Annotated in this window: 24 protein-coding genes; 10 read left to right on the plus strand and 14 right to left on the minus strand. The window is 59.2% G+C overall.

Going from position 1 to position 25,900, the window contains the following annotated elements:
• Window positions 1-24: 24 nt before the first annotated feature.
• Both EPK99_RS02265 and EPK99_RS02270 read right to left on the minus strand, forming a co-directional pair.
• Complete coding sequence (locus EPK99_RS02265) at window positions 25-954, minus strand: sugar ABC transporter substrate-binding protein (protein WP_128441001.1); 930 nt, start codon at window positions 952-954, stop codon at window positions 25-27.
• Between the two features lie 102 nt (window positions 955-1,056).
• The gene (locus EPK99_RS02270) at window positions 1,057-2,037 is read right to left on the minus strand and encodes an ABC transporter permease (protein WP_128441002.1); all 981 of its coding nucleotides are present in this window, start codon (window positions 2,035-2,037) and stop codon (window positions 1,057-1,059) included.
• A 205-nt stretch (window positions 2,038-2,242) separates the two neighbouring features.
• Here EPK99_RS02270 and EPK99_RS02275 point away from each other — a divergent pair, with 205 nt between their 5' ends.
• From EPK99_RS02275 to EPK99_RS02290, 4 genes are read left to right on the plus strand one after another with little or no spacing between them, the layout of a single operon-like run.
• On the plus strand, window positions 2,243-3,055 hold the full coding sequence (locus EPK99_RS02275) for a transketolase (protein WP_128441003.1): 813 nt from the start codon (window positions 2,243-2,245) through the stop codon (window positions 3,053-3,055).
• Window positions 3,052-4,014 carry a transketolase family protein gene (locus tag EPK99_RS02280; RefSeq protein ID WP_128441004.1) on the plus strand — a complete coding sequence of 321 codons (963 nt, stop codon included), beginning with the start codon at window positions 3,052-3,054 and terminating at the stop codon, window positions 4,012-4,014. Before EPK99_RS02275 ends, EPK99_RS02280 begins: the two co-directional genes overlap by 4 nt.
• Before the next feature lie 60 nt (window positions 4,015-4,074).
• On the plus strand, window positions 4,075-5,541 hold the full coding sequence (locus tag EPK99_RS02285) for an FGGY family carbohydrate kinase (RefSeq protein WP_128441005.1): 1,467 nt from the start codon (window positions 4,075-4,077) through the stop codon (window positions 5,539-5,541).
• Between the two features lie 20 nt (window positions 5,542-5,561).
• A complete protein-coding gene (locus EPK99_RS02290; RefSeq protein ID WP_128441006.1) occupies window positions 5,562-6,515 on the plus strand; it encodes a sugar-binding transcriptional regulator in 954 nt (317 codons plus the stop codon).
• A gap of 158 nt (window positions 6,516-6,673) precedes the next feature.
• Here EPK99_RS02290 and EPK99_RS02295 read toward each other — a convergent pair whose 3' ends face one another.
• Complete coding sequence (locus tag EPK99_RS02295; protein ID WP_128441007.1) at window positions 6,674-7,654, minus strand: sugar phosphate isomerase/epimerase family protein; 981 nt, start codon at window positions 7,652-7,654, stop codon at window positions 6,674-6,676.
• 420 nt (window positions 7,655-8,074) lie between these two features.
• Between EPK99_RS02295 and EPK99_RS02300 the strand changes: the two genes are divergently transcribed.
• The 5 genes from EPK99_RS02300 (at window position 8,075) to EPK99_RS02320 (ending at window position 13,226) form a co-directional block, all read left to right on the plus strand.
• Window positions 8,075-9,013 carry a D-ribose ABC transporter substrate-binding protein gene (locus tag EPK99_RS02300; protein ID WP_128441008.1) on the plus strand — a complete coding sequence of 313 codons (939 nt, stop codon included), beginning with the start codon at window positions 8,075-8,077 and terminating at the stop codon, window positions 9,011-9,013.
• Between the two features lie 68 nt (window positions 9,014-9,081).
• A complete protein-coding gene (locus EPK99_RS02305; protein ID WP_128441009.1) occupies window positions 9,082-9,723 on the plus strand; it encodes a DUF2291 family protein in 642 nt (213 codons plus the stop codon).
• Window positions 9,720-11,264 carry a sugar ABC transporter ATP-binding protein gene (locus EPK99_RS02310; RefSeq protein WP_128441010.1) on the plus strand — a complete coding sequence of 515 codons (1,545 nt, stop codon included), beginning with the start codon at window positions 9,720-9,722 and terminating at the stop codon, window positions 11,262-11,264. The genes EPK99_RS02305 and EPK99_RS02310 overlap by 4 nt, the downstream gene beginning before the upstream one ends.
• On the plus strand, window positions 11,261-12,319 hold the full coding sequence (locus EPK99_RS02315) for an ABC transporter permease (protein ID WP_128441011.1): 1,059 nt from the start codon (window positions 11,261-11,263) through the stop codon (window positions 12,317-12,319). The genes EPK99_RS02310 and EPK99_RS02315 overlap by 4 nt, the downstream gene beginning before the upstream one ends.
• 94 nt (window positions 12,320-12,413) lie before the next feature.
• Entirely contained in the window at window positions 12,414-13,226 is an 813-nt protein-coding gene (locus EPK99_RS02320; RefSeq protein ID WP_205909034.1) for a DeoR/GlpR family DNA-binding transcription regulator, read from the plus strand.
• Between the two features lie 591 nt (window positions 13,227-13,817).
• Here EPK99_RS02320 and EPK99_RS02325 read toward each other — a convergent pair.
• The 10 genes from EPK99_RS02325 to EPK99_RS02370 all read right to left on the minus strand — a co-directional run bounded on the left by EPK99_RS02325 (window position 13,818) and on the right by EPK99_RS02370 (window position 23,103).
• A complete protein-coding gene (locus tag EPK99_RS02325) occupies window positions 13,818-15,206 on the minus strand; it encodes an MATE family efflux transporter (protein ID WP_128441012.1) in 1,389 nt (462 codons plus the stop codon).
• On the minus strand, window positions 15,203-15,715 hold the full coding sequence (locus tag EPK99_RS02330; RefSeq protein WP_128441013.1) for a winged helix-turn-helix transcriptional regulator: 513 nt from the start codon (window positions 15,713-15,715) through the stop codon (window positions 15,203-15,205). The genes EPK99_RS02325 and EPK99_RS02330 overlap by 4 nt, the downstream gene beginning before the upstream one ends.
• Before the next feature lie 469 nt (window positions 15,716-16,184).
• A complete protein-coding gene (locus tag EPK99_RS02335; protein WP_205909035.1) occupies window positions 16,185-16,997 on the minus strand; it encodes a cyclase family protein in 813 nt (270 codons plus the stop codon).
• A 537-nt stretch (window positions 16,998-17,534) separates the two neighbouring features.
• Window positions 17,535-18,581: a Gfo/Idh/MocA family protein gene (locus EPK99_RS02340; protein WP_205909036.1), complete on the minus strand. Its 1,047-nt coding sequence runs from the start codon at window positions 18,579-18,581 to the stop codon at window positions 17,535-17,537.
• 83 nt (window positions 18,582-18,664) lie between these two features.
• Window positions 18,665-19,492, minus strand: a complete 828-nt coding sequence (locus EPK99_RS02345; RefSeq protein ID WP_128441015.1) for a shikimate dehydrogenase family protein — start codon at window positions 19,490-19,492, stop codon at window positions 18,665-18,667.
• 48 nt (window positions 19,493-19,540) lie between these two features.
• A complete protein-coding gene (locus tag EPK99_RS02350) occupies window positions 19,541-20,272 on the minus strand; it encodes an amino acid ABC transporter ATP-binding protein (protein ID WP_128442126.1) in 732 nt (243 codons plus the stop codon).
• Between the two features lie 95 nt (window positions 20,273-20,367).
• A complete protein-coding gene (locus tag EPK99_RS02355) occupies window positions 20,368-21,009 on the minus strand; it encodes an amino acid ABC transporter permease (RefSeq protein WP_128441016.1) in 642 nt (213 codons plus the stop codon).
• Window positions 21,010-21,021: 12 nt separating this feature from the next.
• Complete coding sequence (locus EPK99_RS02360; RefSeq protein ID WP_128441017.1) at window positions 21,022-21,690, minus strand: amino acid ABC transporter permease; 669 nt, start codon at window positions 21,688-21,690, stop codon at window positions 21,022-21,024.
• Window positions 21,691-21,718: 28 nt separating this feature from the next.
• Window positions 21,719-22,162: a type II 3-dehydroquinate dehydratase gene (locus tag EPK99_RS02365; protein WP_128441018.1), complete on the minus strand. Its 444-nt coding sequence runs from the start codon at window positions 22,160-22,162 to the stop codon at window positions 21,719-21,721.
• Window positions 22,163-22,272: 110 nt separating this feature from the next.
• Window positions 22,273-23,103, minus strand: coding sequence for a transporter substrate-binding domain-containing protein (locus tag EPK99_RS02370; protein WP_128441019.1), 831 nt, complete (start codon window positions 23,101-23,103; stop codon window positions 22,273-22,275).
• A gap of 212 nt (window positions 23,104-23,315) precedes the next feature.
• Between EPK99_RS02370 and EPK99_RS02375 the strand changes: the two genes are divergently transcribed.
• Entirely contained in the window at window positions 23,316-25,214 is a 1,899-nt protein-coding gene (locus EPK99_RS02375) for a bifunctional sugar phosphate isomerase/epimerase/4-hydroxyphenylpyruvate dioxygenase family protein (RefSeq protein WP_128441020.1), read from the plus strand.
• Here the strand turns inward: EPK99_RS02375 and EPK99_RS02380 are convergent, their stop codons facing one another.
• Complete coding sequence (locus tag EPK99_RS02380) at window positions 25,215-25,898, minus strand: GntR family transcriptional regulator (RefSeq protein WP_128441021.1); 684 nt, start codon at window positions 25,896-25,898, stop codon at window positions 25,215-25,217.
• Between the last annotated feature and the right edge of the window lie 2 nt (window positions 25,899-25,900).

Genomic DNA, 25,900 nt, shown 5'->3' on the forward strand with positions numbered 1-25,900 from the left:
CGTCTCCTTGAAGTCGTCGGAGGATTACGGGTGGTTGGCGATGAAGCCGGCGACGTTATCCTTGGTCGTCAACGTGGCGTCCATCAGTTGAACCGGCGGCACTTTTTCACCGGCGGCCAGCTTGATGGCGTTGGCGACAGCATCACGGCCCATCTTCTGGGTCTGCTGCGTGGCCGTGACGTCGAAGACGCCCTTGCCGAGCGCTTCAAGCGCTGCGGTATCGCCATCAAAGCCGCCGAGAATGATCTTCTGCGAAGGGTTGCCGACTTTGATTGCCTGGGCGGCGCCGAGCGCCAGGGCGTCCGCCTGGGCAAATACGATCGAAACATCCGGGTTGGCCTGCAGCATGTTCTGCATGATCTGGAAACCTTCGTCCTGGCCCCAGATGTTGGAATACTGTTCGGCAACAACCTTGACGTCCGGATTGGCCTTGAGGCTCTCGGCGCAACCCTTGGAGCGGTCTACTTCCGGGGTCGTCCCCTTCTGGCCGTGAATGATCACCATCTTGCCCTTGCCGCCGGCCTGCTTCAGAATGTAGTCGCAAACGTTCTTGGCCGAGGTGACGGAATCGGTGGCGAGGAAGGTATCGCCAGGTGCGCCTTCCGCATTGCGGTCGACGTTGACAACGGGAACGCCGGCGCTCTTGGCAAGCTTGACCGGCACCGTAGCGGCTGCAGCGCCGGCCGGGATGTAGATAAGGGCACCGATGTTCTGGGTGAGAAGGTCCTGAATCTGATTCACTTGCGTCGGGCCGTCGCCCTTGGCGTCGACCGTCACGACTTCGATACCCCGTTTCTTAGCCTCGGCTTCCACGGACTGCTTGATCTGGTTGAAGAAGTTTGCCTGAAGGTTGGCGACGGCCAAGCCGAGCTTCTTGAGCTCGGCGGCCTGGACCGAACCGAGAGAGAGGCCGAGAATTGCGGCCGAGGCAAGCATAGTGCGAGCGATGTTCATTCTATTTCCTCCGTGTTGTTAACTGAAACCCGCAGGATAAATCCTCCACCCGCGGGCTATTGATCCGCCCCGAACTCTTCGGAGGGAATTGCTGGGCGATTGTCAGGCCCGCCGGCGACGGATGGTCTCCGCTCCAACTGCAAGCACGATGACGACGCCGATGATGACCTGCTGAAGAAACGGCGACACGTTCAGCAGGTTGAGCCCGTTGCGCAAGACGCCAATGATCAAAACCCCAATGAGAGTTCCGCCGATACCGCCCGAGCCGCCCGAGAGAGAAGTACCTCCAATGACGACCGCAGCGATCGTATCGAGCTCGTAGCCGAAGCCGCTGGAGGGCTGGACGGAGTCTAGTCGAGCAGCAAGGACAATGCCGGCTAGACCTGCCAGGACTGCGCTGACGACGTAGACGCCGATGGTGACGATCTGCGTATTGATGCCTGCCAGACGGGCGACCTCCGGATTTCCGCCGACAGCGTAGAGCATGCGGCCTTCGGCGCGGAAATGCAGGAAGATCCATGCCGCCAGAAGCACTGCGAGCATCAGGAAGACCGTCGCGGTCAGAACTCCGAAATGGCGGTCGATCGCCAACATCGTAAACCAGTCTGGAAAGCCGACGATCTGCTGTCCATCCGTAATCATATTGGCCACACCGCGCGCCGCGGACATCATCGCGAGAGTGGCGATAAATGCAGGCACCCGGAACAGCGTCACCAAGAGCCCGACGAGAAGGCCACTGACTGCGGAGGCTGCCAGCGCGAAGACGATCGCAAGCGGCATTGGCATTCCAGCAATATTAGCGGTCCAACCCATGACCATCATCGACAGCGCAAGAACCGATCCGACCGACAGGTCTATGCCACCGATGAGAATAACGAAGGTCATTCCGACCGCCATAATCCCAAGCACGGTGATCTGGTCGAGGATGTTGAGGCCGTTGCGAAGCGAAAGGAATGCGTCCGTGCTGATGCTCAAAAACAGGCAAAGGGCGAGCAGGCCAACCAGCGGCCCCGTAGCGCCCGTGAGCTTCTTGAGCCATGTCCCTGACGGACGGCTCTGTTCATTAATATCGAGCGCCACCATCACTCCTCCCTTGAAGCAAGTCCGGTTATAACCAGTCAATTACGCATAATTATTCACGTCTGCCGGAAAATTCATTAACAATTCGGCGCTGCTGTGTCAATACCCACTTGGCTGCCCCACTGGTATATGCGGTATAACTTTCACTTGACTAATCGGCAGTCTCTGCAAAAATATCGGTCTATGCATATTTATTCAGGAGTGGACTATGGAGATTAGCGAACTCGAGCGAATGGCTCGCCAGATCCGCCTGCGCGATCTTCGGGCCGTCTATGAAGCAGGGGCCGGCCATATCGGCGGGGAGATGTCGGTCATCGACGTGCTGACGGCGCTCTACTTCCGCGTTCTGCGCCTGTGGCCGGACCAGCCGAAGAACCCGGAGCGCGACCGGTTCGTGCTCTCGAAGGGCCATACCGCCTGCGCACTCTATGTCACGTTGGCGAAGCGCGGCTTCATTCCGGAAGAAGAAATTTCGACTTTCCTGAAGCCGCATTCACGGCTGAACGGTCATCCGAACTGCAACAAGGTTCCGGGTGTCGAGACCAATACAGGACCTCTCGGCCATGGATTGCCCGTTGCAGTTGGAATGGCAAAGGCGGCGAAGCTGTCCGGCGCCGGATACCACACCTATGTGGTCACCGGCGATGGCGAGATGCAGGAAGGGTCGAACTGGGAAGCCATCATGGCTGCGGCGCAGTTCAAACTCGACAACCTGACGCTGATCATCGACCACAACCGTTTCCAGCAGGGTGCCTCTCTCTCCGAGACCAATGACCTCGCCCCTTTGCGGCCGAAGCTTGAAGCTTTTGCATGGGACGTGACCGAGATCGACGGCAACAACATGCACGAGGTTGTCCCCGCGCTTGAGCATCGCGGCGATCGGCCACACTGCATCGTTGCCCACACGAACAAGGGTCACGGCATCTCTTTCATGCAGGATACCGTCGATTGGCATCACAAGGTTCCCAACAAGGAACAGTACGAAATTGCAGTGGCAGAACTGTCGGAGGCTCTCCAATGAACGCGCCCGTAAACTCACCCAAGCTCTACGATTGCCGGGATGCCTTTGCAGCCACGCTGGAACGGCTGGCAACCGAGGATGACACCATCGTCGCCGTCTGCAACGACTCGGTCGGCTCCTCGAAGCTCGGCGGCTTCAAGACGAAGTTTCCAGACCGGCTGGTCAATGTCGGCATCGCAGAACAGAATATGGTCGGCGTCGGCGCTGGATTAGCAAACGGCGGTCGTCTTCCATACGTGTGTGGCGCCGCGCCGTTTCTGACGGGAAGATCGCTCGAGCAGATCAAAGCCGATATCTGCTATTCGAATGCCAATGTGAAGCTCGTCGGGATCTCCTCCGGCATGGCCTATGGCGAGCTCGGGCCGACCCATCACTCGATCGAGGACTTTGCCTGGACCCGTGTCCTGCCCAACCTGCCGGTGATTGCCCCTTGCGACCGGATCGAGACGGCGGCCGCGGTCGAATGGGCGGCAAGCTATAGCGGTCCGTGCTTTCTGCGCCTCTCCCGCGTCGGCGTGCCGGACCTTCTTCCCGAAGGACACAAATTTGTACTCGGGAAGGCCAATCTTCTTCGAGAGGGTTCGGATGTCACGCTGATCGCTAACGGCACATTGACCCATCGCATGATGAAGGCTGCATCAATCCTCGCCGAGCGTGGAATCAATGCAAGGGTCCTCAATCTCGCAACCGTTCGCCCCATCGACGAGGAAGCCATCATCGCTGCCGCCAATGAAACGGGAGCGATCGTGACGGCGGAGGAGCACTCCGTGTTCGGCGGACTCGGCTCTGCGGTCGCAGAGGTCGTTGTCGATCACTCACCCGTGCCGATGAGGAGGCTTGGGGTTCCGGGGATCTTCGCTCCGACCGGTTCCGCCGAGTTCCTTCTCGACGAGTTCGGCATGGCGCCGTCGGCGATCGCCGATGCCGCGCAGGAACTCATCAGGCGCAAGAAGGCCTGACATGCACGAATAACCCGGGACATACCACCGCCCGGGCCATCATGATTTGGGAGGATCAATATGAAGGCCATTCTGGCGATCGACCAGGGAACCACCAACTCGAAAGCAGTTCTGGTGTGTGAACAGGGGGAGATACTTGCCAGGGGCTCTGCCTCGGTCGGGATTTCCTATCCGAAACCCGGTTGGGTCGAGCAGGATCCGCGCCGCCTTTACGCTTCCGTCTGCGAAGCGGTGGAAGCATGCCTGAAGACCGTTTCCGGGGTCGTCGTCGAAGCGGTCGCGATTTCCAATCAGCGCGAGTCGGTGACCGCATGGGACGCCGAGACAGGCGAGCCTCTGGGGCCTGTAATCAGTTGGCAGTGCCGGCGAACGGCATCCGACTGCGAGCGGCTGATGGCAGACGGACACCTCGATCGCATCCAAGCGCTGACGGGCCTTCCGCTTGACCCGATGTTTCCAGGGTCAAAGTTCCGATGGCTGCTGGACCGGATCCCGGCTGGCCGCCCCGTCCGCCTCGGCACGATCGACAGTTGGCTCGTGCACTGCCTGACGGCCGGCCGGCAGCACGTCTGCGATGCTTCGAACGCAGCCAGAAGCCAGCTCTTTGATCTCCGGGCTCAGGTCTGGAGCGACGAGCTCGGCGAAATCTTTGGCGTCGATACTTCCCTGCTTCCGAAAGTTCTGGATAGTTCCGACGACTTCGGCACCACCCGCGGGCTGCCCGGCGTGGCGGACGGCACGCCGATCAGAGCCGCCATAGGGGACAGCCACGCCGCCCTCTTCGGTCACGGAGCCTTCAAGCCGGGCGATGGTAAAGTAACGTTTGGAACCGGATCCTCGGTGATGACAACTTTGCCGGTCTTCATTGCCCCTCGCAACGGCATAACGACCACCGTCGCCTGGCGCATCGGCGGCACTCCGACTTTCGCCTTCGAAGGCAATATTCTTGTTTCCGCTGCCAGCCTGCCATGGATGGCTGGCATTCTCGGCCTCGCGGATGTTGCCGCGCTGATCGATCTTGCGGAAACTGCGGAGCCTGGCGGGCCCGGCTTCGTACCGGCCTTTGTCGGGCTGGGCGCACCCTACTGGAACTCTGACGCGCGCGCCCTTTTCTCTCAAATTGGCTTCAGCACGACTCGTGCCCAGATGGCGCGGGCCGTGACCGACTCCATTGCATTCCAGGTCCACGATGTCATCGCAGCCATGAAGGCGCAGAGCGGCGGCGAACTCGGCGCTCTTTATGTCGATGGGGGACCCAGTCAGAACCGCTTCCTGATGCAAGGCGTAGCGGATCTCATCGAACACGCGGTCATTCAACGCGATGCCCCGGAAGCCTCTGCTCTGGGTGCCGCCTATCTGGCAGGCCTTTCTCTGGGCATGTGGCGGGACTTCGACCAGATCGTAGCACTTCCCCGCAGCGCGCAGGTCATCAATCCCCGACCTCTTGAACGTAGGTCTCTGCTCGATACCTGGAATGACGCCCTCAACCGCTCGACGTGGCGTTCGCCACCGGATACACGTGAATAAAATTCATATCGGGATGGACGATGGCCAGACTCAACGAACTTCGCCTGATTTCGCGCGTAGCCCAAATGTATCACATTGAGGGACGGCGGCAGGCGGAGATCGCGCAGCATTTGCGCCTGTCCCAGGCGACGGTTTCGCGCATGCTGAAGCGCGCCGAGGCCGAGGACATCGTGCGGACCACGGTCATCCCCCCTGCGGGTACCTATAACGAGCTCGAGGCCGCGCTGCGTGCCAAATACGAGCTGCCTGAAGCGATTGTCGTGGAATGCACGGAGGACCGGGACGGCGCCATCATGGTGCGCATCGGAGAAGCGGCGGCTCATCTCCTGGAGGTGACGCTCGCACCGGGTGAGATCATCGGCGTGTCGAGCTGGAGCCAGACGATCTTCAAGATGGTCGAAAACATTCATCCCCAGAAGAGCGCTCAAGCAAAATACGTGGTGCAGACCCTGGGCGGCATGGGTGATCCCTCCGTGCAGACCCATGCGACACAGCTCACGACGCGTCTTGCACGGCTGACCGGTGCGGAACCGAAACTCCTGCCCGTCCAAGGCGTGACAACGTCGCGCGAGGCGAAACTCCTCATGCAGGCGGACCCTTTCGTGCGCGAGACGATGGATCTGTTCGGCAGCATTACGCTTGCCATCGTTGGTATCGGTGCTGTTGAACCGTCGGAACTGCTGGCGCGATCGGGCAACATATTTTCGTCGCGGGAGCTGGCGGACCTCGCCGAGGCGGGAGCGGTCGGCGATATCTCGCTGCGTTTTTTCGACAAGAATGGCAAAGGTGTGAAGACCCCTTTGGACGAGCGGGTTCTCGGTCTTCCGCTGGAAGACCTTGCACGGGTGGAGCGAGTGATCGCCCTTGCCGGAGGCGCTAAGAAGACAGCGGCGATCGCCGGCGCGCTACGCGTCGGGGTCATAGACATGCTGGTGACCGACAAGTTCACGGCGCAGAGATTGATTGACCTCTAGACAGACCAAATCTTCTCCCTTCTGGCAAGCCACGAGCAGGGGAAGCACGGTGCGGAGAGCATATCGAACGCCACTCCCGTTCGGGCACGACGAAGCGTTGCCGCTTCCTCATGCCCGGCTGCAGAGATCTTCAATAATCGACCTGCCAACGGTCGACCCTACATAGCACCGAACAACGCCTTCTGAGCGATCTTCAGAGCACCGATCGCATCGTGCCGGCTTTGTGCTTCCTTCAAAGCATCGACGTCGAGGGCATCCAGCCCCTTCCCGGCAGCCTTCAGGAAGTCGATTGCGTGATTGGCCGTGGCGACGCTGTCTTCGCGGAAGGGGAACTGGTCGAGCTGCCAGACGCCTTCCCAATTGTTCTTCCTGAGCACGTAGAAGAACTCGAAAAGCTCGATCGGGTGCAGGCTGCCGGCGACCAGATCGTCGTCCCATGAACGATAGTTGTCGTTGACATCCATCCCGAACAGACGGCCATAGTCGATTGCCAGTTGAGCGCTGTCGGCCGCGGATTCGCCGCCCATGATCGCGTGGCCGAAGTCAAGCAGGATGCCGACGTTCGGCAGGCCGATCTTCTCGATGCCGAGCAGGGTACGCGCCACAGATCCGAAGCTCATGCGCACCCGTGGCTCACGGGGCTTGTACTCGATCACGAACTTGAGATCCGGATTATCGCTCGCAAGCTGCCCAACGCCATCCAGCGAATGCTTCCAGAGCGTGCCGTAGTCGACCTGGAACGGATAGTCCCAGCCGTCCTGGCCAGGCCACAGCTTGACATAATCGGCACCGAAATAGCGCACCTGGTCACAGGCTTCCGTTACCAGCTCATGAGTTTTGCGGCGGATGCCAGCGTCAGGGTTGGTAAAGGACCCCTTGACGAACTCGCGCGTGTAGATCTCCGGCGTGATGCCGATGACGCCGAGCCGGTTGCGATCAAGCGCCTCCTTGACCTGCGCATTGGAAAATTCCCCGCCGAAAAACGGGTAGTTCATGTCGACTACCGATAGATCCCTGACCTGACCGGCCAGGTCTATGGCTTCTAAAATGGTGCGCGGGACGCCGTAGCCATCGGTGGCATAACGGTCGAGATAGGTCGCGAAGTGCCAGATCCCGGCGCCGAAACGTTGTGCAGTCATGGGTTCCTCCGTCTGCTTGTTCTGCTCATTTAATGGGGTGTAACCGCGGTCGGGAATTGCGCTCGACCATGCGCCGAGCTGGCGGCGATGCGCCCCGAGATGTCCGCCAAACGAACGGTAACTCCACTCCTCCCAGGTGGATCAACGCATCGGGTGCCGACGTACTCCTTTCGAATGCTTTCGAATACATCCGTTTGGCATGATATGCACCACAGAACATGGCGCCGTTCAAGCAGAAATTCGATGGCCGTTTAGAGTAATAGCAGCTCTGCCGGGTTTCTTCAGCTGAGGCAGCCTGAACTTCGCGCTGTTCTTCCCTCGCCCGCAACTGCGTTTAAAAACATATTGACAGTAAACGAAAGCAATCGATAGGCTTCGAGCTGGCCACGGGAGGGTGGCTTCATCAAAGGGAGGAATATCATGAAGCTTACAAAACGCCTGTTCATGTCCGCTGTGGCGATCGGCATTGTCGGCACCATGTCGGGCGCAGCTCTTGCTGCGGACACCATCGCGATCATTACGCCCAGCCACGACAACCCGTTCTTCAAGGCAGAAGCCGATGGCGCAGCCGCGAAAGCAAAGGAACTGGGCTACAGTGCCATGGTGCTCGTGCATAACGACGATGCCAACAAGCAGAACGAGCTTTTCGATTCCGCCATCGCCGCCGGCGTCAAGGCTATTATCCTCGACAATGCCGGCGCAGACGCATCGGTCGCAGCCGTCAAGAAGGCCAAGGACAAGGGTATACCCTCATTCTTGATCGACCGCGAGATCACAACGGCCGGCGTTGCCGTGTCGCAGATCGTTTCGAACAACTATCAAGGTGCCCAGCTGGGCGCGGATGAATTCGTCAAACTGATGGGCGAAAAGGGCAATTTTGCCGAGCTCGTCGGCAAGGAGTCCGACACCAATGCCGGCATCCGTTCCAAGGGCTATCACGACGTGATCGACCAGTACACGGACTTGAAAATGGTTGCTCGGCAGACCGCAAACTGGTCGCAGACCGAAGCCTTCAACGTCATGGAATCGATATTGCAGGCTCACCCCGATATCAAGGGCGTCATTTCTGGTAATGACACTATGGCCATGGGTGCCTACGCCGCCCTCGACGCTGCAGGACGCAAGGACGTAATCGTCGTCGGTTTCGACGGGTCCAACGACGTGCGGGACTCAATCAAGAAGGGTGGCATCAAAGCGACTGTTCTGCAGCCTGCTTACGATCAGGCGCAGCTCGCCGTTACGCAGGCCGACAAGTTCATAAAAAGCGGCAAGACGGGAGCAGACGAGAAGCAGCTGATGGACTGCGTGTTGATCAATGCGGACAACGCTGCAAAGCTAGAGACCTTCGCTCTGAAGTAAGCACGACATGCTGCGGCCCGGGCGCGACCGCCCTGGCCTCTCTTCCTTTCAAGTGTTCGGTGCGCATCATGAGAATGAAGCTGTTGATGGCCGTCAGCATGACGGCATTGGTAAGTCTATCCAGCTGCAAGCTGGTAAAGACCGGCAGCGCCGAGGGGCAGACGGCGGCGGGCGAAGCAGGCGACGATGCCCGGATCGTATCGCTGCTGCAAGAAACCTATGATGCAAAGCTTGTTCCGCTGTTGCGCAGCAAAGCGGTAGACCTCATGGTTCTTAAGGCGCAGCCGAGCAAGAATATCGACGACGCCGGCCAAACCTTCGGAGTGCGTGCCGGCGGCGCCGGCGGTTCGTGGAATTTCCCGGTCAAGGCGACGGGAAAGGTTCTAGAGGAAAACCGCCAGTCAAAGGCCGGCACCGCCACGGTCGATATCGACGGCGACGGCCAGCCGGATGCGACGCTTCAGCTTGGCACGGTCGTGAAGGGGACTGCCCTGCGCGACGTCGCGCCGAGCGTTTACGACTTTTCCAAATTCCGCGATCAGATCGAGTTTGCCAAGCTTGGCCGTGCCCTCAACGACAAGGCCGTCTCTGCCTTGCCGGCTGCGGGCAGCCTTCAAGGCAAGACCGTTTCCTTCATCGGCGCCACCTCTCTTCGTTCGGCGGGCGAAAAACCACTGATCGTCCCGGTGGTCGTAGAGGTCGCACCATGAGCGGCGACGCAGGGAACGTCAATCACCCGGTCGGCCTCAGTATCCGCAACGGCTCGAAATTCTATCCCGGCACGCAGGCCCTGAAGAATGTCGATTTCGATCTGCGCATGGGCGCGGTCAACGTTCTCGTCGGCGAGAACGGCGCCGGAAAATCCACCCTCATGAAGGTCATAGCGGGGGTGGAGAAGCTCAACGGCGGCATCATCGAAATGAATGGAGAGCAGGTCGTATTCTCCGACAAGGCGGATGCGGTCCACCACGGTATCGGCATCGTGTTTCAGGAACTCAATCTGTTTCCCAATCTGACGGTCACCGAAAACATTTTCATAGGCCACGAGAAGACCAAGGCGGGCATCCACATCGACCGAGCCGCCCAGACGGACGCCGCACGCGTCCTGATGAAGCGGCTGGAGCAGAACATCGATCCCGAAACCCCTCTCGGCAACCTGCGCATCGGGCAACAGCAGATCGTCGAGATCGCAAAGGCTCTGGCGGGCAATGCCAATATTCTGATCCTAGACGAACCAACATCGGCTCTTTCAGCTGCAGAAGTCGACGTGCTGTTCCGGGTCATCGAAGATCTGAAGGGACAGGGGGTCGGCATCGTTTATATCTCGCACCGGCTGGAAGAACTCATTCGGATCGGCGATTACATCACCGTCCTCAGAGATGGCGTCATCACTGGGGCACGGCCGATGAAGGGCGTCGATATTGCCTGGATCGTCAGCAACATGATCGGCAGCGTATCGAAGGACTTTCCGCGGGCGGTGGACCATCCGCTTGGGGACGAAGTGTTCCGGGTCGAAGATATATGCCTGCAGGGGCCGGCCGGGGCTCTTGCCGTCAACCATGTTTCCCTCTCTGTCCGCGCCGGTGAAATCGTTGGCCTTTACGGCCTGATGGGCGCTGGCCGCTCCGAGCTCCTCGAGTGCATCATGGCCCAGCACCCGCAATCGACCGGTGAGCTTTTTATCGAGGGAAAGCCGGTCAGGGAGCGGAACGTCTCGGGCCGGATCCGCCGCGGCCTAGCGCTCATTCCGGAGGATCGCAAGCGCGATGGTCTGGTGCAGATCATGGCGATCCGCGAAAATCTCACATTGTCATCGCTGCGTGATTTCACGCGCGGCATCTATCTGAGCCTGGCTGACGAGGCCGGCAAGGCGGGCGAGTTCGTCAAGCGATTGGCCATCAAAATCTCGGATATGGAGCATCCTGTTTCGAGCCTTTCCGGCGGAAACCAGCAAAAGGTGGTGATCGGCAAGGCGCTGATGACGCGACCCAAGATCCTGCTGATGGACGAGCCTTCACGAGGGATAGATATCGGAGCCAAGGCAGAGATCTTTCGCACCATGCGCCGCCTGGCGGCCGATGGCCTCGGCATTCTTTTCGTCACTTCCGATCTCGAGGAAGTGCTCGCTCTTTCGGACCGGGTTCTCGTCATGGCCAGTGGTCGGCTGACGGGCAGCTTCCCTTCAGGCGCCGACCCGGCAGATGTCATATCCGCCGCCACTCCCAACCAGCGTAAGGTTGCCGTATCATGAGCAGCATCACCACGAACACAAAAGCTCCGGCGTCCGGCAGATCGTCCACTCTCCTTCTCCTTTTGAAGATGCGCACGCTGCTGGCGCTTTTCCTGGTGTTCCTCTTCTTTGCTGTCATGGCGCCGAACTTTCTGTCGGCTGCGAACGTGCTGATCATATCCAAGCACGTTGCACTGAACGCATTTCTCGCCATCGGCATGACCTTCGTCATCATCGCCGGGGGCATTGATCTGTCAGTCGGCTCAATCGTGGGTCTCTGCGCCATGGTCGCCGGCTATCTGGTCCTCTACGGCATCGATCTCGGTATCGGTTGGAGCATCCAGTTCAATACGATCGAGATCTGCCTCATCGTTCTGGTGGTCGGCGCCCTGATCGGCGTCCTGAACGGGCTACTGATCACCAAGCTCAATGTCGCGCCATTCATTGCCACCCTTGGCACGCTCTATGTCGCCCGCGGCGCCGCGTTGCTGTTTTCCGATGGCCGGACCTTTCCGAACCTCAACGGCAACCCGGAATACGGCTCGGCGAGCTTCCCATGGATCGGCGTCGGCAGCCTGCTTGGTATTCCGGTGGCCATCTGGATATTGGCGGCGGTTGCTGTTATCGCGGCCTATATCGCAACACGCACGCCGCTTGGCCGGCACATCTACGCCGTCGGCGGCAACGAGCGGGGGGCAGCCCTCTCCGGCGTCAATGTCGGTCGCGTGAAAATCTTCGTCTATATGTTCTCTGGTCTTTGCGCAGCACTCGTCGGCCTGATCATCGCATCGCAGCTGCAAGCAAGCCATCCTGCAACGGGTGAGACATTCGAGCTGAATGCAATTGCCGCAGCCGTACTCGGCGGCACCTCGATGTCGGGCGGACGTGGCCGCATCGGCGGAACCTTGATCGGCGCGTTCGTGATCGGCATCCTGGCCGACGGCTTGATCATGATGGGCGTTTCGGCTTTTTGGCAGACCGTCATCAAAGGGATGGTAATCATTGCGGCAGTCGTCATCGACCAGTTCCAGCAAAAGATCCAGGCGCGCGTTATCCTTCACCAACAGACTTCCTAACCCGCTCGGCATCAGCTATTGCCGTTGAATCCGGCTCAGGTAGAATTAAATCATTCGATTGGTCGCGAATGTTTAGGTTTAGGTAGGATTACTAATGGACGCTAAGTCCGAGAATGCGGCGAGCGATCAGATTGTAGGTTTGCTGTCGGAGCCCCGCCGCAGGCGCATCCTTGAGTGGATACAGGAAGAGGGCTCGGCGCGGGTGCGAGAACTGGCCGAAGCCTTCAAGGTTTCTGACGCCACCATTCGGCAGGATCTGGAAAGGCTCGAAAGCGAGGGAGCCATCACACGCGAGCATGGGGGCGCCTATCTGAACCAATCACCGCCGGCGCAGGCGAGCCCCCTGATGCTGCACCACCAAGAAAACATGGACAAGAAGCGCCGGATCGGCGCCTTGGCCGCAAGTCTTGTCGTCGATGGCGAGACGCTGATCCTTGATGCGGGCACAACGACCACCGAGATTGCCCTGAGGCTCGTCTCGCGGCGCCACCTGACGCTCATAACCAACGCGCTCAACATTGCGATTCACCTGGGTTCGGTGCCGACCTTTGCCGTCCACCTGCCTGGCGGCCAATTCAAGTCGCCGACACTGTCCATTTCCGGCGACAAGTCGGTCGAATATTTCAGCAACATCTTCGCCGCTAAGCTTTTCCTGGCGACTGCGGGCGTCGATCTAGAAGCCGGCCTCACCTACCCAAGCTTTGCGGATCTTCAGCTCAAAGAAGCAATGATCAAGGCAGCCGCCCATGTCTATCTAGTGGCCGATTCAACCAAAATCGGCAAATCGTCCTTCACCCGCCTCGGATCACTGGACGTCGTACACTCACTCATCACCGACAGCGGCATATCCGACCGCCATGCGCGCGAGTTCGAAAAGCGCGGTATCGTCGTGCTCGTGGCGGAATAAGCCGATGCCGCCGCTGACGGACCGGGTTTAGGGGCGCTGGAGCTATTGCTCTGTGGGCCAGACCGGGCAGCCTACGCCTTGATGAGGATCGAACCTTCGAAGCGAGTTGACACCTGAAATCCTCGAAACGGACAGCTTACCTAGCGTCTATTTAATCTCCACAGATGGCTTTTGGGCCGAACTTTCAGCACACGAGCCGCTTGCCGTGATCAATGGCCGGGAAGTCAGAGCGAATGGAGAGTACGACGACTGCAGCGTTCTGGAGCTCGCAATCACGGATAATGCCGACCCGCAGCTTATCATTCACGTTGGCGGGGCTTCCCCCAATTTTTACAGGGCTCACATATATAGCGGCTGCGAGATTTTCATCGTCTCGCAGCCTCCAATGCCAAAGGGGCTGGGCTCTTATCTAACCTCTGCCCGATCGCATCAATTTCAAGACGGTAGCCGTAGATGGCGGCAATGAGAATTGTAGCAACGATTGCAACAGGAGTTGCGACTGCAAGCAACGTCGCGGGTGGAACGGCAACGACCGTCTTCCCCCATGAGGTCGGCTTGGTAATGTGCGAGCGCAGCATGATCAAAGAAAGATCATTGCGGTTCGTTCCGAAACCACACTCCAGACCGTATCGCCAAAGCCAGAACGGTTGAGTAGACCACCAGAGCGGCGGCCATGGCAAAGTAAAGGCCGTGAAGGGTCCCGGATATCGTCAGCGCCAGCCAGCCACCAAGCGCGGCTATCGCAAGGCGAAGGAAGCCGCAGGCAAGTGGCCAGAGCAGTTTGCCTGCCCCTTGCGACGCGAAGTAAAGGGACAGGCCCAGTCCGAAGAAGCCGTAGACGGGGCCGACGATCCGAAGGTAGGCGACGCCAGCATCGATCGCGCCATGCTCCTCGCTGAACAGGGACATCCATTCAACCGGAAAGACTGCAGCTGTGATGCCAATGATCTCGGTGATCACGAACGATAGAGCCGCACCCGTGAAGGCAATCCGGATGGCTCGATCCTTCTGGCCGGCACCTATGTTGGTTCCCACCAACGCGACCATCGGCGCGCCTATCCCGAAAATCACCGGGATCAGCAGATATTCGAGCCTTGCGGCCGTGCCAAACCCGGCCACTGCCCCTACCCCCGATTTGGCAGCAACGAGAGCCGTGGCGATGCCGATCGTAACGTTGGTGAGGATCGAATTGATGGATGATATCGCGCCAAGTTTGGCGATATCGCGGAAACCCAACCAGCGCAGAGGTCCGCGCCCGAAACGAACTGCATTCCTTCCTGAAAGAATGTACCACCCGAGAACGACAGTTCCACCCAAGCTGTAGAGCAGCAGCGCCAGTCCTCCGCCCGCAATTCCCATGGCGGGAATTGGCCCGAAGCCAAAAATCAGCAACGGCGACACGGGAACCAGCAGCACTGCGCCGAGGCAGGTCACGACAGCCGGGAAAAGCATATTCCCGGTGCCGCGCACGATACTGGCAAGGCCATTCATCAACCAGACGAAGATCATTCCGCTGAAGACAACATTGGAATAAACGAGAGCGGCTTCAAGCTCGGCACCCTCGCCGCCGAGAGCCTGATAGATCGGACGTCCGAAGAGCAACATAACCGCAGTGAAGAACAATCCCAAAACCACGTTAAGGATGACGGCGTGGGTTGCAAGCTGGTCGGCATCCGCGTTTCGGCCTCCCCCGAGTGCTCGGGAGATGGCGGAGGAGATACCTCCTCCGAAGGCACCCCCAGCCATCATCTGCATGAGCATGACCGCTGGAAACACAAGTGCCATTCCGGCGAGCGCGTCCGTCCCGAGATGCGCGACCCACCATGTCTCGATGAGGCCTGTCGAGGCCTGAGCGAGCATGATCAGCACGTTTGGCCAAGCCAGACGCACCAGCATCGGCAGGATGGGATCGGTCAGCATGCGCCGGATGCGTGGATTGACAAACGGAACCGCAGTATCGACGGGGATCGCAGGGGTCATTGGATCTCGTTGTCCTTCTGCGGAAAATCCGCGATCAAGGGATAGCGGCGGCGAATGCGGTCGCTGGCCGCAGGCCCGGAAGCATGGGCGAATATCGGGTCGCTCAACGGGCGGCCCGTATTGCCATCCACCATGATCGGATCGGCAGGCTCACCAGTTTCGGTATTGACGATCAAAACGCTAGGTCCTTCGGGGGCAAGATGCCGATTGCCCCAAGCGAGCATGGCTTGAACGACCTGTCTGAAGTCACTGCCACGCTCCGTCAGATGATACTCGTCTCGTGGCGGTCGCTCGGAGTAGCGACGGCGTTCCATCAGCCCGCCATCGACCAACGCCTTCAATCGTGCCGTTAGGATGTTCGGAGCAATGTTCAGGTTCTTTTGAAATTCGTCAAACCGGGTAGCTCCGGCCAAAGCGTCACGAATTATCAGGATGGTCCAGGGTTCACCAGCGTATTTCAGGCTGCGAAGTATCGGGCAACCCGTATCAGCTGGGCCTGTGCGTTTCATCGGCATCTCCATTCGATACAGACTTCGTCGCACAAGTCACTAGCAATTTGCAAGTCACATATCGAAGCAGTTGAGGCGGCCGATTACCGCCAGTATCAGGCAATCGCAGCGGCTTCCTTTGGCAACGAGCAAAGACCGCCGGTATTGCCGAACGCGATCGGTATACCAGTGCCCGAGAAGGCGGGCTCGATGAGGGCGTAATTTATGAAAATCTCTGGCGGGCCTTTCAGGAAAGCTTAGTTCGCTTAGCCTCCTGCGGCCCAAGGAACAACCGCGGAAGGCTATTGCTCTTGATGGGAAGACCGCACGACGCCGCAAAAATCCCGGCATGCGGCGCTAGTGACCTTCTTGACGATCCTGCGCCAACCTTGTTCATTCGGGCAATGTTCAAAGCCGCAAATGCTACCGGGACACGGATACAACAGTTGAGCCTTCCAATATTTCTCCTAAGGAAAAATCATTCCTCATCTTAGATGAGCGCGATGGCTCGGGTCGGCCCTCCAGTTGCGCCTCTGACTTTCGGCGTTCCGAGAAGAAGATGAGCTCCCACTTCGGGAATGGCATCAAGATTGGCTAAGCACTCAACTCCCCAACGACCGCTACCGAGCCATTCGTAATGCACAGGGAACGCGCCTCCGGAATTGAGTCCTGTGTCGAGTGACAAAGTATCGACGCCAATTCCTTTCACCTTTCTCTCGGTGATCAAGAAATGGGCGGCTTCGGCATGGAATCCCGGTGTGTGGTTGCGCTTCTGGTCATCGTTACCGGTAAACTTCGGATTTCCGAGCAGTTTATGCCAGCCGGAATTCATCACGACGCAACATCCTTCAGGGAGAACACCGTTCTTAGCCTCCCACCTTGTAATGTCGTCAGGAGTCAACGAGGTGTCCGGATTATCGGCGGCCCGGGCTCGTATGTCGATGACCACAAGCGGTACTATCATGTCGGAGATCGGGATCATATCCGCGGTCATTCCGTCTGCGGAAAAATGTATCGGAGCATCGACATGGGTGCCGCTATGCTCGACGATTGTCCAGCGGTTCAGGTTGACCTTATCCTTAGCGAAAGTGGCGAGATGCTCGACCGTGAACCACTTGTCTCCGCTAAATGTCGGGAACCCTTCATAAAGGGCGTGGGAGAGATCGATTGTCTCGCTAAACGCTATTTTGGCCGACGTCGCAGCGATGGCAACAGGTGGGTTGGAGGCTACGGCTGTTGCAGCTCCCAGACCAAAGGTGAATCCCGATTTCAAAAGCCCGCGGCGTGTGGCCGTCCGGCACATAGAATGAAGGCATCCTGGTGGGCACATAAACTCTCTCCCTTTTCTCTCTCGCTAGCAAGCATCTAAACCTTTGGCTGCTGTATTGGAGGTATCGGCACCAACAAGTTCTTGAAAGCCGCCTCCAATCCGGCCTGATGGCTCATCGTCTAACAGGGCAAGGAACAGACGTTGGCGTCGGTTTGAGGCTCGGCGAGCCCGAGGTTACCTTCAAGTCGTGTCCCAAGGCATGGATTATCAAACCAGAACTGTATTGATCCGGCTGCGTTGAACGAACTTTGAGAAGCTTGACACCTCTCCTCCCTGTCCAAATTATTAACGAACTATTTGGTTAGTTCAAGCACGCGAAAGCATTATTGTGTCGGTCGAAATGGGGGAAGGCTGTCAATCCTTGCATTCGGTCGCGCCGGGCAGACGGCGGAGGGATCGGGGAAAACATGGATTCCTGATTCAGGCGTATAAGCGATCACCGCTGTCTTACAGGTGCTGTGAAGAGCTGGCGCGAAGGGGGGCATGCCGTTCACCGATCTCGCGAATGGGTCAACTGAGCATCTCGGAAACGGCGACCGGTCGTTTTTCCTGGCCGGCCCTGGCGATCGCGAGCACGGTCGCAAGCGTCACCATGCCGTCGCGCGCGGAAATCAGCGGCTTTGCCTTTCCGGCGGTTACGTCGAGGAAATGGTTAAGCTGGTTTTCATAGGCCTTGCTGCCGTCGAGTGAGACATGCTGCCGAACAAGCGGATCCTGCCAGTTGCCGGTTTCCGGTTCATGCCGCCACAGATCCATTCCCGGCAAGGCGAGCGCTGCCTTCGTGCCCGCCAGGAAATAGGAGTTTCCCGGCTGATGCGGGAAATACAATGCTTGGCCCGCGGCCGTGTCCCAATTGAAAGGCGACACAGCAGCATCGCTCATCAAGAGCGTTCCGAGAGTGCCGCTTGCAAACTGCAGGCTGACGCTTGCCGTGTCCTCAACCTCGAAATTGCGGATCGCATTGGAGGTGAAGGCCATGACGTTGTCGATATCGCCGCAGATGAAGCGCAGGCAATCGATGTCGTGGATCAGGTTGATGAGCAGCGGACCGCCACCCGCCTGGCGGCGCCATTCGACATCGAAATAGGATTCAGGCTTATCCGCCATCCACATGCCGTTGACGGCCACCAGCCGGCCGAGCGCTCCCTCGCCCACCATCCGTTTCGCCTTGCTGATATCTGGGCTGTGGCGGCGCTGATGGCCGATCAGGACAGGAACCCTGGTTCGCTCGGTGGCTTCCACCAGCCGCATGGCGGCTTCCAGCGTATCGGCGATCGGCTTTTCCACCAGGGACGGAATGCCTCGCTCGATGCAGGCGACTGCCGCATCCACATGCAGCACGTTCGGCAAGGCGATGATCGCGCCATCCGGCTTTATTGCGTCGAGCATTTCGCCGACGTCGGTGAAATGCGGGATGCCGAGGCCATCCGCAAAGGATTTGCCCGCCTCGGACACGTCGGCGATGCCGACCAGTTGCGCCCGCGGATTTGCGCGTAAAAGAGCAGCGTGCTCCCTTCCGATCAAACCTGCGCCCATCAGGACGACCTTTTGTATCACGGCTATCACTCCTCTGCGATTCACGGTCGCGCCCTCCCCCGGGGTACTCGACGCGCCTTATGGTGAGGCCGGCAAAAGCCGCCTCAGATCTTTGCGACGGCGCGCAGTTCCTGGGCGGTGGTGGTCGGAAAGTCGAAAAACTCCAGATAAGCCGGAATCTGCTCGAACAGCATGTCGACACCCACCTGGAACGGGCAGCCACGCTCCCGCACCGCGGCGAGAAACGGCGTGATCTCCTGCTTCAGCACGACTTCCCCGACAAAGGCCGAGGGGGAAATGCGCGAGACATCCACCGGCAGAGGGTCGTTTTCCTTCATGCCAAGCGGGGTGGCATTGACGACGATATCGTAGCCGTCCGGATCGGCGGAGCCGACTGTGACGCGGAGCGCTGGATAATGCTGGCGTAATCGGGCGGCAAGTTCCTTCGCCATGGGTGCATGGGCATCATAGAGAGCCAAATCGGCGACATCCGCCCGGGCAAGCGACGCAGCGATCGCTGAGCCGACGCCACCGGCGCCGACGAGAAGCGCCCGCCGACCGCGTATTTCCCGTCCTTGGCGCAGCATGCCGCGTACGAAACCCTCACCGTCGAACATGTCGCCGATCAGCGACCCGTCGGGGCCTAGCCGAACCGCGTTGCAGGCGCCTGCGACCTGTGCGTTCTTCGACATCTTATCCAGCAGCGCCATGACAGAAATCTTGTGCGGCATGGTGATCAGAGCGCCGTGAATGTTGGAAAGCCTGAAGACGAGCTTGAGGAACGCCGGAAAATCCTCCGCCTTGCAGCCCATCGGCACGACGACGGCGTCTATGTCGTTCTTCTCGAAATAGGGATTGTAGATGAGGGGCGCTTTGAAGGTCTCCGTCGGATAACCCAAATGCGCAATGAGTTTGGTGGTGCCGCTGATCATCTGGATGGGCCTTCTGAAGCATTTATGGGACCAGAGCCGCGGCGCAGCTCAGTGCCGGCCGAGGATCTCGCCCAGGAATTTTCGTGTTCGCTCGTGGCGGGGATTGGTGAAGAATTCGGCGGGCGGCGCTTCCTCGACGATGGCGCCACTGGCCATGAAGATCACCCGGTCGGCGACCTGGCGGGCGAAGCCCATCTCATGGGTGACGCAGATCATCGTCATGCCCTCTTCGGCCAGCGTTATCATCGTATCGAGCACTTCCTTGACCATTTCCGGATCGAGCGCCGAGGTCGGCTCATCGAACAGCATCACCTTCGGCTGCATGCAGAGTGCGCGGGCGATCGCCACGCGCTGCTGCTGGCCGCCAGACAGCTGTGCCGGATACTTTTCCGCCTGTTCTGCTATCTTGACCCGTTCGAGCAGCTTGCGCGCCCTGCCTTGAGCTTCCGCCTTGCTGAGACCCAGCGACCGGATCGGTGCAAGCGTGCAGTTTTCCAAAATCGTCAAATGCGGGAACAGGTTGAACTGCTGGAAGACCATGCCGACTTCGCGCCTGACCGCATCGATGGTCTTGGATTCGTGCCCGAGGACCGTGCCGCCAACGCGGATCTCACCCTTCTGATAGGCTTCCAGATGGTTGATGCAGCGGATCAGGGTCGACTTTCCGCTTCCCGATGGGCCGCACAGCACGATCTTCTCGCCCGCGCGCACCGACAGATTGATGTCATGCAAGGCCTGGAAGGCTCCGTACCATTTTTCCACCCGCTCCATGGCGATCATAGCCTGTGCTGCGCTGGTGGTCATGGATGCCTGGGTCATCGACGAGAACTCCGAACGTGTTTTTCTGAAGAAGTACAGTGCGCCACCGGCAATGCCTATCGCGCCGATTTTGCAAACTTGCGCTCGAGATGAGCGCCGTAGAGGGTGAGCGGGCAGCACATGATGAAGTAAAGCGCACCGACGATCCCGAAAACCAGAAGCGGCTGGAAGATCTGGTTGGAGATCATGTTTCCGGCGCGGGTCAGCTCCGTGAAGCCGACGATCGCGGCAAGCGAAGTTCCCTTGATCAGCTGCACGAGGAAGCCGATCGTCGCCGGCAGCGAGATCCGGAATGCCTGCGGCAGGACCACATCGCGCATCCGCGACGTGTAGTTCAGGCTTAGCGCCTTGGCGGCCTCGGTCTGGCCTTTCGGGACGGCTTCGATTGCCCCGCGCCAAATCTCTCCGAGATAGGCGCTGGCATGCAGCGTCAGGCCGATCGAGACGGCGACCCAGGCGTCGAGCTTGAGACCGATCAGCGCTAGTCCGTAATAGACGACGAACAGCTGCATGAGCAGAGGCGTGCCCTGGAAGACGCCGATATAGCCGGCAGTAATGCGTTCGACCACCCGGAGTTCGGAGGTTCGGGCCAGCGCCACCAGCAATCCGGCGATGCCGCCGAAGAAGAAGCCGATCGCCGACAGCGCAACGGTCCATTTCAGGCCGGCGAGCAGGAAGAGATATTCGTCAGGACCCATAATACCGCTCCCTCACTTGACCGGATAATTGAAATAGCGCGCCGAGAAGAGCGCGAAAATCCGCATCATCAGCCAGGAAATCACGAGGTAGAACAACGTGACGGTGAAATAGACCTCGAAGCTTCTGAAGCTGTCGGACTCGATGCGCTGCGAAACCGAGGTCAGTTCATAGGCGGAGATCGCCGATGCGATGCTGGTCGACAGTGTCAGGAGCACGAATTGGCTGGTCAGCGACGGGAAGATCGCCCGAAGCGCCGGCTTCAGGACGATGAAACGGAACACCTGGGCCTTGTGCAGCCCCAATGCGAGGCCCGCTTCCATCTGCCCTTTGGAGATGGACTGGACGCCGCCGCGGATGATCTCGATCGCATAGGCGCCACCGTTGATGCCGAGCGCGAGTATGGCGGTCGGGGTGGGATCGAGCCGGATACCGGCCAGTGGCAGGGCGAAATAGATGAAGAAAATCTGCACCAGAAAGGGCGTATTGCGGATGACCTCGACGAAGCCGATCACCAGCCATCGCAGAGGTTTGAAGCGGGAATCACGCAGGATCACGCCGCCGATGCCGATGACGATGGCAAGCACCATGCCGCACAAAGCCAGCAGGAATGTGCCAAGACATGCCAGCAGCAGGTTGGGCAGGCCCTCGATGACGGGCGTGAAGTCCAGAGTATAATTCATGCCGCTTTCCTACAGATGCCGCCTGCGATCAGCTCGCGTTGACCATGTCCGCCATCGCCTGGATCGCGAGCGGGTATCCGTTGGCGCCGAAACCGATCAGGATGCTGGTCGCGGTGCGGGAGATCAGCGAGTTGTGGTAGATGCTCTCGCGCGCGTGGACGTTCGAAATATGCAGCTCGATCTTCGGCTTGTCGAATGTCTTCAAAGCATCCAGCAGCGCGATCGAGGTAAATGTGTAACCGGCCGGGTTGATGATGATGCCGCAGGCATCCAGACGCGCCTGGTGGACGGATTCCACCAGCTCGCCTTCGAAGTTCGTCTGGCGGAAATCAACCTCGAAGCCGAGTTCGCCGGCTTTGGCGATACAGCTGTCGCGGATGTCGGCTAGCGTCGTGGTGCCGTAGATCTGGGGCTCACGCTGACCGAGCAGGTTGAGATTGGGCCCATTGAGGACGAAGATTGTCTTGCTCATGTGAGTTTCCCGGGCATCGACGCCCGGCTGCAAAGCAACCAGGCCCCGGTGCAGATCAATCCGATTGGATGTTTGTTTTAGACAAGGTCAAGGAGACCTGAACCGTCGGCTCAGTTCGCCGTGAACGGGATGTTTTCGAGGGTTGCCGGGAATTCCGGAACCGGAACCTTCATCCACTTGTCGTAGATCTTCTTCAGTTCGCCGTTTGCCTTGATCTTGTCGATGAAGGTATTCAGCGCGACGTTGATTTCCTTTTCGCCGAGCCTTGTGCCCGCGCCATTGTAAAGCTTCTGGAATTCCAGCTTGTTCTCGAACTTGCCGGGCAGCGCCTTTTCGACGCGGTCGAGGTAGAAGATATTGCCGCCGAGCGCATCGGCCTGGCCTGAAACCAGCGCCTGGACGCTTGCCGCATCGCCGTCGTAACGGCGGATGGTGGCGGTCGGCGGGGCATTCTTGGTGACCTGGGTGTCCTGCGCAGCGCCCTTGGCGACGCTGATGGTGAGGCCAGCCATATCGTCATTGGTCTTAATCGACTTGGCCTTCGGGCCGATCAGCACGATCGCATTGGCGTTATAGGGCTTGGAAAATTGGATGGCCTTGGCGCGGTCCGGCAGCATGGCCATGGTGGCGAACAGCACGTCGACACGGCCGGATGTCAGCGCCGGAATGCGGTTGTTGACTTCAAGCGGCACGAATTCCACCTCTACGCCGAGTTCCTTGGCGAACAGCGCGCCCATTTCGGCGTCGAAACCATCCTGCTTGCCGGCGCTGGTGACGAAGCCCCATGGCGGGTTGTCGCCCTGGATGCCGACCACGAGCTTGCCCTTGGCCTTGATTTCAGCCGGTGTGATTGCAGATGCGGGCTGCGCCATCGCTACGCCCGCGGCCAGGGCTGCGGCTCCCAGCATGATATTCCGGCGATTCAATTTCAGATTGAACATCTCACCCCTCCTCTAGGCTTAAATTCATCTTCAGCATCTCTCCTCTGTGCTGAACACAGGATGAAACTGGCATAGCGGGCACGATAAATCAACATAGTTTTCATAAATCATATGATGAAACTCATTTCAGCATTGAAAGCTTAGGCCATGAGGCGGTATCTTTTATTTCCGACGTGTCAAAATGCGCGATAAGAGTTTGGGAGGAGCCATCCATGAAGACCTCGATCGCAACGGTATCGATCAGCGGCGAATTGCCAGAAAAGCTTGAGGCTATCGCACGGGCCGGCTTCGATGGCGTCGAAATCTTCGAGAACGATTTCCTTGCCTTCGACGGCAGCCCGGCGGATGTCGGCAGGATGGTGCGGGATCACGGACTGGAGATCACGCTGTTTCAGCCCTTCCGCGATTTCGAGGGCATGCCGGAGACGTTGCGCTCGCGTACTTTCGACCGCGCCGAGCGCAAGTTCGACATCATGCAGGAACTCGGAACGGATTTGGTCCTGGTCTGCTCCAATGTCTCGCCGGTCTCACTGGGCGGTGTCGATCGTGCCGCGGCCGATTTCCACGAGCTGGGAGAGCGGGCTGCCAGACACGGCTTGAGGGTCGGTTATGAGGCGCTGGCCTGGGGACGGCACATCAACGACCACCGCGATGCCTGGGAGATCGTGCGACGGGCGGACCACCCCAATATCGGCCTCATCCTCGACAGCTTTCATACTTTATCGCGCAAGATCGACATCAACTCGATCCGGTCTATCCCGAAGGACAAGATCTTCATCGTCCAACTGGCGGACGCGCCGCTGATTGACATGGATCTGCTCTACTGGTCGAGGCATTTCCGCAATATGCCGGGCGAAGGAGACCTGCCGGTCTCGACGTTTACCGCGGCAATCGCCGAGACCGGTTACGACGGCTATTTTTCGCTGGAGATCTTCAACGACCAGTTTCGCGGCGGGCAGGCCCGCTCGATCGCCGCCGACGGACATCGTTCGCTGATCTATCTGGGCGACCAGGTACACCGCGGCCCGAATGCCAAGAGCCTCACGGTGCCACCTATGCCGGCACGGGCAAAGGTCCAAGGCATCGGCTTCGTGGAATTCTCGGCGGACGAAAAAGATGCGGCCGACTTGGTTGGCATCCTGGAAACGCTCGGTTTTCGGAAAGTCGCCGCCCACCGCACCAAGAAGGTCGGACTCTATGCCCAAGGCGACATTCGGCTGATCGTCAATACCGAGGAGAAGGGGTTCGCCAACGCCTCGTTTGCGGTACATGGCACATCGGCCTATGCAATGGCGCTTGTCGTCGATGATGCGAAACAGGCGCTTGCCCGCGCGGTCGCGCTGGGCGCCGAGCGGTTCGAGCAGCCGGTCGCCGATGGCGAGGTGCAGATCCCCGCAATCCGCGGCGTCGGCGGCGGGTTGATCTACCTGATAGACGACGGCAGCGATCTCGGGCGGTTCTCCGAAATCGATTTCGTTCCGATCCCGGTCGAGGAGACCGATGTCGCATCGACCCATCTGATGCATGTCGACCACATTGCCCAGACCGTCGCTTACGACGAGATGCTGACCTGGCTTCTGTTCTACACCTCGATCTTCGAGACCCGGAAGACACCCATGGTCGATATCATCGATCCGTCCGGCGTGGTGCGAAGCCAAGTGGTGGAAAGTGCCGATGGCGCTTTGCGAATCACGCTGAACGGGGCCGAAAACCGCCGCACGCTCGCCGGCCATTTTATCGCGGAAAAATTCGGCTCCGGCGTCCAGCACCTCGCCTTTCACACGAACGATATCTTTGCCACATCGGAGGGACTGCAGAAAAACGGCTTCAAACCACTTGTGATCTCGCCGAATTATTACGGCGACGTGGAAGCGCGTTTCGGGCTGGATCCGGACCTGACCGAGCAGCTGAAAGCGCACAACATCCTTTACGACCGCGATGATCACGGCGAGTATTTCCAGCTCTACAGCACGACGTATGGCGAGGGTTTCTTCTTCGAGATCGTCGAACGCCGCGGTTACAAGGGTTACGGCGCGCCGAACGCCATCTTCCGTATCGCCGCGCTCAAGAAGGCGCTCAGGCCCGAAGGCATGCCGAAGGTAGAGAGCTGATCAGGCACCTTTCGAAATACGCCCGCTTTCGAGCACGTGATCCACGCCGCTCTGGATATGGCGCCGGATCACGGCGCTTGCTCCATCGACATCACGTTTGAGCGCGAGGTCGAACAGCAGCTTGTGATCATCGACGACAGCCTGCCCGCGAAAACTTTCGGCAAACATGTGATAGCGGAGAAACCGGTCGAACACCGATGACAAGGTCGCCATCAGCGTTCCCGAATTGCAGGCGGAAACAATCGCCTGATGGAACTCCCAGTCGTATCTCACCCATTCCACGGTGCGCGAAACGTCGCCTTTCAGCAGTTTTCGTTCGGCGGCCACCAGCTTGTAATGCGCGGCGACGATCCGCCCTTCCCACTCCAGGTCTCCAGCGGCGAACGATAGCCCGATCGCATGCGTTTCCAGCACGATTCGCAGGTCTGCAAGTTCCAGCAGTTCCTGCCGGGAAGCGGGGCTGACTTCGAAGCCGCGCTGGCCTTCCGCGATGACGAGATTTTCCGTGGTCAGGCGGCTCAGGATCTCACGCAGGGAGGAGATGCTGATGGAATAGCGCTCCTTCGCCTGCTCCAGCCTGATCTTCGCGCCCGGCGGCAGGGCGCAGGAGATGATATCCTCGCGGATCCGCCTGAAGACGACATCACCAACCGTCTCGACGGGCGTGGTGACCTGTTTCGCCATGG

Source organism: Neorhizobium lilium (assembly GCF_004053875.1).
GTDB lineage: Bacteria > Pseudomonadota > Alphaproteobacteria > Rhizobiales > Rhizobiaceae > Neorhizobium > Neorhizobium lilii.

Excerpts from the sequence above, each read along its gene's own strand:
- EPK99_RS02265 (WP_128441001.1), bottom strand. The coding sequence starts at position 954 with ATGAACATCGCTCGCACTATGCTTGCCTCGGCCGCAATTCTCGGCCTC.
- EPK99_RS02270 (WP_128441002.1), bottom strand. The coding sequence starts at position 2,037 with ATGGTGGCGCTCGATATTAATGAACAGAGCCGTCCGTCAGGGACATGG.
- EPK99_RS02275 (WP_128441003.1), top strand. The coding sequence starts at position 2,243 with ATGGAGATTAGCGAACTCGAGCGAATGGCTCGCCAGATCCGCCTGCGC.
- EPK99_RS02280 (WP_128441004.1), top strand. The coding sequence starts at position 3,052 with ATGAACGCGCCCGTAAACTCACCCAAGCTCTACGATTGCCGGGATGCC.
- EPK99_RS02285 (WP_128441005.1), top strand. The coding sequence starts at position 4,075 with ATGAAGGCCATTCTGGCGATCGACCAGGGAACCACCAACTCGAAAGCA.
- EPK99_RS02290 (WP_128441006.1), top strand. The coding sequence starts at position 5,562 with ATGGCCAGACTCAACGAACTTCGCCTGATTTCGCGCGTAGCCCAAATG.
- EPK99_RS02295 (WP_128441007.1), bottom strand. The coding sequence starts at position 7,654 with ATGACTGCACAACGTTTCGGCGCCGGGATCTGGCACTTCGCGACCTAT.
- EPK99_RS02300 (WP_128441008.1), top strand. The coding sequence starts at position 8,075 with ATGAAGCTTACAAAACGCCTGTTCATGTCCGCTGTGGCGATCGGCATT.
- EPK99_RS02305 (WP_128441009.1), top strand. The coding sequence starts at position 9,082 with ATGAGAATGAAGCTGTTGATGGCCGTCAGCATGACGGCATTGGTAAGT.
- EPK99_RS02310 (WP_128441010.1), top strand. The coding sequence starts at position 9,720 with ATGAGCGGCGACGCAGGGAACGTCAATCACCCGGTCGGCCTCAGTATC.
- EPK99_RS02315 (WP_128441011.1), top strand. The coding sequence starts at position 11,261 with ATGAGCAGCATCACCACGAACACAAAAGCTCCGGCGTCCGGCAGATCG.
- EPK99_RS02320 (WP_205909034.1), top strand. The coding sequence starts at position 12,414 with ATGGACGCTAAGTCCGAGAATGCGGCGAGCGATCAGATTGTAGGTTTG.
- EPK99_RS02325 (WP_128441012.1), bottom strand. The coding sequence starts at position 15,206 with ATGACCCCTGCGATCCCCGTCGATACTGCGGTTCCGTTTGTCAATCCA.
- EPK99_RS02330 (WP_128441013.1), bottom strand. The coding sequence starts at position 15,715 with ATGAAACGCACAGGCCCAGCTGATACGGGTTGCCCGATACTTCGCAGC.
- EPK99_RS02335 (WP_205909035.1), bottom strand. The coding sequence starts at position 16,997 with ATGTGCCGGACGGCCACACGCCGCGGGCTTTTGAAATCGGGATTCACC.
- EPK99_RS02345 (WP_128441015.1), bottom strand. The coding sequence starts at position 19,492 with ATGATCAGCGGCACCACCAAACTCATTGCGCATTTGGGTTATCCGACG.
- EPK99_RS02350 (WP_128442126.1), bottom strand. The coding sequence starts at position 20,272 with ATGATCGCCATGGAGCGGGTGGAAAAATGGTACGGAGCCTTCCAGGCC.
- EPK99_RS02355 (WP_128441016.1), bottom strand. The coding sequence starts at position 21,009 with ATGGGTCCTGACGAATATCTCTTCCTGCTCGCCGGCCTGAAATGGACC.
- EPK99_RS02360 (WP_128441017.1), bottom strand. The coding sequence starts at position 21,690 with ATGAATTATACTCTGGACTTCACGCCCGTCATCGAGGGCCTGCCCAAC.
- EPK99_RS02365 (WP_128441018.1), bottom strand. The coding sequence starts at position 22,162 with ATGAGCAAGACAATCTTCGTCCTCAATGGGCCCAATCTCAACCTGCTC.
- EPK99_RS02370 (WP_128441019.1), bottom strand. The coding sequence starts at position 23,103 with ATGTTCAATCTGAAATTGAATCGCCGGAATATCATGCTGGGAGCCGCA.
- EPK99_RS02375 (WP_128441020.1), top strand. The coding sequence starts at position 23,316 with ATGAAGACCTCGATCGCAACGGTATCGATCAGCGGCGAATTGCCAGAA.
- EPK99_RS02380 (WP_128441021.1), bottom strand. The coding sequence starts at position 25,898 with ATGGCGAAACAGGTCACCACGCCCGTCGAGACGGTTGGTGATGTCGTC.